Here is a 6,081-nt window from a genome sequence, read left to right as displayed (position 1 = left end):
AGTTTATTTGACTTCTTTTTAAATAGTCAAAACAAAAAATAAATTAGACTATTTTTTTATGTTTTATGATAATATATTGATTTGAAAGGCCTATTATTCTAGGATTAGGTCATATAAATATATCTAATTTAATGGAATCGACGTATGGAGGGACAATATGGGGAATGTTGATAATTTTGCAAATATTCTATTAGAAGAACCGAAAAGAGAGCAGTTATTTCCTTTATTTGAAGAAGTGTTTGGGATTACAAGTCAAACATTGCATGATTTTTCAGCGAAAGGATATTGGGATTATACATATAAAGCATTATCATTTTTACAAGATGATAAAGCGATTGCAAATGTTGCGGCATTTTCACTTCCGCTTTTAATTAATGGTGAAAAAATAAATGCAGCGGGTATTCAATCAGTAATGACACATCCGAATTATCGTAGACGAGGATTAATGAAACAATTGTTTAGTAAGATGATAGAGGAAATTGATGAGCAATGCGAGTGTGCGGTCTTGTTTACTGAAAATCCGGAACTATATAAACCATTTGGTTTTCAAATTGTGCAAGAATATTTGATGACAGTATCATACGAAAACAAGAGTGATAAAGATTCTCAACTTAAAAAGTTAGATTTTTATAATGAAGAGGATAGACAATTAATACATGAGATTATTGAAAATGGCCAAAGGCTTTCTAATAAATTTTCAACGTTAAATTACCGCTCTTCGTTTTATTTAAATATGTATGATTCAACATGGAATGAAAACCTTTATTATTCAGAGAAATTAGATGCGCTGATTGTTTTTACAGTAGAAAATCAAAAACTAAAATTATTTGGAGTATTTGCGCCGGTAATTCCGATTTTAGATGAATTATGTGAGGAAATCTCTGGGGAATTTACGGAGATTGAATTTTATTTCTACCCAGATCAATTAGGAATTGATGATGTACAATATACAGAATTACAGACTAGTAAGTATTTAATGGTTCGAAGTAATAAAGAATTAGATTTTAAAGGTTATAAATTCCCGGTATTAACTGAGTTTTAAATATTAATTTAAATGCTTTTTTATGGAGGAATTATGAAAACATCATATATACCAAATCATATTGAGCAACTTACTGTAATGAACGCACCTAAATTTTACAAACTTGAAGACAATGATACATTCATTGTCCATTCGAAAGAAGAAACAGATTTTTGGCTGAAAACCCATTATGGTTTTGAAGTAATGAATGGCCATGTATTTTATGATGAGATAATGACAGATTTTCAGGCTGAAGTTCAATTGCGCATGAATCCAAATGCGACATACGATCAAGCGGGTTTATTTGTTATGATTTCTGAGAAGTGTTGGTTAAAAACATCTTTAGAATATATTCCTGAGGGCCCATCACATTTAGGTGCTGTCGTAACGAATAATGGCTATTCTGATTGGTCAACGCAAGACTATCCAAATGAGTTTGCTAAGCAACAATTAAGTTTTCGAATTATTCGAAAACTTGGCGATTATACAATATATGTGAAAACGAGTCAGCGATGGGAACAAATAAGAATCGCTCATTTGATGGAGGACATAGGTAATGAGCCTGTTAAAATTGGTTTTTATACGTGTAGTCCTTCTGAAAATAATGGATTCGAGACCGAGGTTTTCGATTTTAAAATTGAACAAATATAGATGGGAAAACCGCATTCTTACTAAATGAGAATGCGGTTTTTATTAAGTTAAAGAGTATTCACATCAACTGGCAGTGAAAATGCCTGGTAGATTAAAGTTCCATTTTATTGACTAAAAATGATTTAAAACTTATCATTTAATAATGTTAAATATTAATTTACATAATATAATAGGACTAATGAAGAAATTACAGACTATATCACTTAAATAAGGAGGAATATGAATTATTCAATGGTAATTTCATGAAAAAAGGAGATTATGTATGAAATCATTTCGCAAGTTGTTACAGTATTTAAAACCATACATGTTCTTCGCTATTATTGGGCCGTTATTTATGGTACTTGAGGTTGCGATGGACTTAATTCAACCGACAATAATGCAACATATTATTGATGTTGGAATTGCAAACCGGGATTTGAATTATGTAATAAAAATGGGGCTTCTTATGATAGGGGCAGCAGCAATCGGTTTAGTTGGAGGACTTGGTTGTATGATGTATTCTACAAAAGCTGCTGTTAATTTCGCTACAGACATACGAAAAGATGTGTTTTCTAAAATAGAAACATTTTCCAGTAAAAATCGTGATTCATTTGGAACAGGTAAATTATTAACAATCGTGACAAATGATATTACATCTATTCAAGCGGCAATGACGATGACGTTACGTGTACTTGTCCGTGGACCGTTATTATTTATTGGAAGTATCATTATAGTCTTTGTAACAGCGAGAGAACTATTTCCAATTTTACTTGTTGTGGTACCCGTTTTATTAGTTGCAATTGTATGGATTGCAGGTCAAGCGAGCGGTTCATTTAAACGAGTACAAGAAGCATTAGATAAAGTAAATACAAAGCTACAAGAAAATTTATCCGGTGTACGTGTTATAAAAGCATATGTAAGACAAAAATATGAAATCTCACAGTTTGAGAAAGTTAATATAAGTTTAACTGAAATAAATATTCGTGCTATACAAATTATTTCATTGATGATGCCAATTATTATGCTAGTTGTAAATGGCGGGATTGTAGCAACTTTATGGATGGGTGGCGAGAAAGTTTTTAACGGTACACTCCAAGTAGGGGCCATTTTAGCTTTTATTAACTATTTAAATATCATTTTAATGTCACTTATGTCTATTAGTATGGTATTTATTCAAATTGCCCGTGCTTTTCCATCAGCTGATCGTGTACAACAAGTTTTACATACTGAAGTTGATATTACAACTGAAGGCGACGTATATGAACCAAAACAAGTGGGTGGTAATGTAGAGTTTAAAAATGTTAGCTATAGTTATACGAAAAATAATGAATATGTTTTAAAAGATATTTCATTTACTGTACGTAAAGGTGAAAAAATAGGGATTATTGGATCTACTGGGAGTGGTAAATCTACATTAGCAAAACTATTGCCACGACTTTACGATGTTGATCAAGGTGAAATATGTATAGATGATTTTAATGTGAAAGCATACGATTTGCAAAAACTTCGTGCCTCCATTGGCTTCGTTCCACAAAAGGCACTCCTTTTTTCAGGCAGTATAGAAGAGAATTTACGTTATGGCAAAGAAGATGCAACTTATGATGAATTGGAATTAGCATCTTCATCTGCTTGTGCGACTGAGTTTATCAATAAGCTGGAAGACTCTTATCAATATAACTTAACACAAGGTGCAACCAATCTATCTGGCGGGCAAAAACAACGTATATCTATTGCAAGAGCCCTAGTGAGAAAGCCATCTATTCTTGTATTAGACGATTCTACATCGGCAGTTGATGCGAAGTCAGAAGCTGTAATACAGGAAGCGTTAAGGACAAGATATAGTGGCACAACGACATTTTTAATTGCATCAAAAATATCTTCTATTATAGATGCTGATAAAATCCTCGTTTTGAATAACGGTGAATTAGTTGGAAATGGTACGCATGAGGCTTTATTGGCAACTTGTGAAGTGTATCAGGAAATTTATCTTTCCCAAGGTGGTAGCCTGCAGCAAGAAGGAGGGGAAGAGCATGCGTAATTTTCAAGGACAATTTGGAAATAAAGGTGGACGTAACAATCCGAAAACGGGAAAAACAAAGAATACTAAAGGAACTATAATGCGAGTATGGAACTACATGGGGTATCAAAAAGTATCTCTTATGTTCGTTATTATTCTTGTATTTATCACGACATTACTAGGTTTACTTGGGCCATATTATATGGGGGTCATCATTGATGAATACATTGTACCGAAGGATTTAAGCGGGACAGCGAGAATGTGCATGCTGTTCATTGCAATATATGGGATAACCGTATTGTTAACATGGTTACAAACATTTGTAATGATTAATGTTGCATTAAAGACTATACAAAAAATAAGACAAGATATTTTTGAGAAAATCCAAACACTTTCTCTACGATTCTTTGATGTACGTTCTCAAGGTGATTTAATGAGCCGTGTGACAAATGATATTGATAACTTAAATCAAGCTTTGACACAAAGTGTTGTACAAATTATTTCATCAGCGTTAACATTTATAGGTGTAACAATTGCGATGTTTTCATTAGATTGGATTTTAGCAATTGTAACTTTAATTACAGTACCTATTATGTTTTTCGTTACAAAAAAACTAGTTGCTTATAGTGGCAAAAACTTTGCGAAGCGTCAAAAGGATTTAGGGGAATTAAATGGATTTATCGAGGAAGCTATTACAGGTGCAGACGTAACTACGTTATACGGAAAAGAAAAAGAAACCGTACATAACTTTAATGAAATTAACGAACAGCTAAGAATTTCAGCAACGAAGGCTGAAACGTTTTCAGCATTTATTTTTCCAAGTATGAACTTTATTAATAACTTAGGAATGGGGCTTGTAATTGGAACTGGATCGGTAATGGTATTAAACGGAATGACAACAGTAGGTGTCATTGCAGCTTTTATTAATTATTCTCGACAATTTTCAAGACCACTTAGTCAATTTGCAACTTTAATGAATACGATTCAAGCGGCAGTTGCTGGAGGAGAACGTGTTTTTGAAATTATGGATGAAGTACCAGAAATTCAAAATAAAAAAGATGCAGTACTTGTACAAAACTTACAAGGACATGTTAGGCTTGAGAAAGTTTCATTTGGATACGCACAGGACAACATGATTTTAAAAGATGTGAGTCTTGAGGCGAATCCTGGAGAGACAATCGCTTTAGTCGGTCCAACTGGATCCGGAAAAACAACAATTATTAATTTGTTAACTCGCTTTTATGACATTCAAAAAGGGAAAATTAGCATTGATGAAAAAGATATAAAGGATTATGATATTAATTCTTTGCGGAGTAAAATAGGGGTTGTTTTACAGGATACGTATTTATTTGCTGGGACGATTATGGATAATATTCGTTATGGGCGTTTGGATGCAAGTGACGAAGAAGTAATGGTTGCTTCTAAAGCTGCATCAGCACATTCTTTTATTAAGCATTTACCGAATCAATATGAAACAGAAATCGCTTCAGAAGGTTCGAATTTAAGTCAGGGACAAAAACAACTTCTTGCGATTGCACGAGCGATCTTAGCAGATGCAGATATATTAATTCTCGACGAAGCTACATCTAATATCGATACGAGAACAGAATTACAAATTCAAGCTGGATTAAATAATTTAATGAGAGGGCGAACGAGCTTTGTAATTGCTCATCGGCTGAAAACGATTGAAAAAGCAGATCAAATACTTGTAATAAAAGATGGAAGTATTTTAGAGAGAGGAAATCATGAAACTCTTATGGAAGATGGAGGGTTTTACTTTGATTTGTATACGAGTCAGTTTAAAATTTAACAAAAACATTGATGTGGTGAGGTTTCTCTAGAAAAGAGAAACCTCATTTTTTATATTTGCAAACATTACCATCCGAATAGTCTCTCACTAAATGTTTTAACAGCATTCTCTTGCAATCCTGGTAAAACATGTGAATAGCGATTTAAAGTTATGAAAACGTCCTTATGACCCAATCGTTCGCTTACAATCTTTGGATGTACTCCTTGTTTTAAAAGAAGCGTTGCATGTGTATGGCGTAAATCATGAAATCTAATGTTGTTTAATTCTGTTTTTTTCAAATAGACTTTAAATTTATCATGAAAGCCACTTTTGTCTTCTTTTTCCTGTCTCTGGATCAGCTCCGATATTGACAATAATATACCACTTTGTTCCTCTTTTTCGAATACGTCCTTTCACTTAAAACATTCCTTCATTGATTTTTGAATCATGTTGTATAAGTCTAGTTGTAATTTTGCTGATATGAAAATTACATGTTTGGACATATTAGCGATGGATATATTTTACCATATATAAATTAAATCATTTTGGAGTCGTCTATTTAGTAAATAAATTAAAATTATAAGAAATATGATTTTTAGTATATTTTTATCTGTTGGTGTATAT

Annotated in this window: 6 protein-coding genes; 4 read left to right on the top strand and 2 right to left on the bottom strand. The window is 32.6% G+C overall.

The window, feature by feature from the left end; all coding sequences use genetic code 11:
• Positions 1–157: 157 nt before the first annotated feature.
• The 4 genes from V7038_RS29080 to V7038_RS29065 all read left to right on the top strand — a co-directional run bounded on the left by V7038_RS29080 (position 158) and on the right by V7038_RS29065 (position 5,478).
• Positions 158–1,042: a GNAT family N-acetyltransferase gene (locus V7038_RS29080; RefSeq protein WP_078174349.1), complete on the top strand. Its 885-nt coding sequence runs from the start codon at positions 158–160 to the stop codon at positions 1,040–1,042.
• 33 nt (positions 1,043–1,075) lie between these two features.
• Positions 1,076–1,672, top strand: coding sequence for a DUF1349 domain-containing protein (locus V7038_RS29075; protein WP_002085622.1), 597 nt, complete (start codon positions 1,076–1,078; stop codon positions 1,670–1,672).
• A gap of 262 nt (positions 1,673–1,934) precedes the next feature.
• The gene (locus tag V7038_RS29070) at positions 1,935–3,689 is read left to right on the top strand and encodes an ABC transporter ATP-binding protein (RefSeq protein ID WP_335696056.1); all 1,755 of its coding nucleotides are present in this window, start codon (positions 1,935–1,937) and stop codon (positions 3,687–3,689) included.
• A complete protein-coding gene (locus V7038_RS29065; RefSeq protein ID WP_335696055.1) occupies positions 3,682–5,478 on the top strand; it encodes an ABC transporter ATP-binding protein in 1,797 nt (598 codons plus the stop codon). Before V7038_RS29070 ends, V7038_RS29065 begins: the two co-directional genes overlap by 8 nt.
• Before the next feature lie 65 nt (positions 5,479–5,543).
• Here the strand turns inward: V7038_RS29065 and V7038_RS29060 are convergent, their stop codons facing one another.
• Complete coding sequence (locus V7038_RS29060) at positions 5,544–5,816, bottom strand: tyrosine-type recombinase/integrase (protein ID WP_335696057.1); 273 nt, start codon at positions 5,814–5,816, stop codon at positions 5,544–5,546.
• Positions 5,773–5,874 carry an Arm DNA-binding domain-containing protein gene (locus V7038_RS29055; protein WP_232304310.1) on the bottom strand — a complete coding sequence of 34 codons (102 nt, stop codon included), beginning with the start codon at positions 5,872–5,874 and terminating at the stop codon, positions 5,773–5,775. The genes V7038_RS29060 and V7038_RS29055 overlap by 44 nt, the downstream gene beginning before the upstream one ends.
• Between the last annotated feature and the right edge of the window lie 207 nt (positions 5,875–6,081).

The organism is Bacillus sp. JJ783 (assembly GCF_036963225.1).
GTDB lineage: Bacteria > Bacillota > Bacilli > Bacillales > Bacillaceae_G > Bacillus_A > Bacillus_A cereus_U.
The sequence above is the reverse complement of the archived record's forward strand: the minus strand, read 5'-3'. Positions and strand labels throughout refer to the sequence as shown.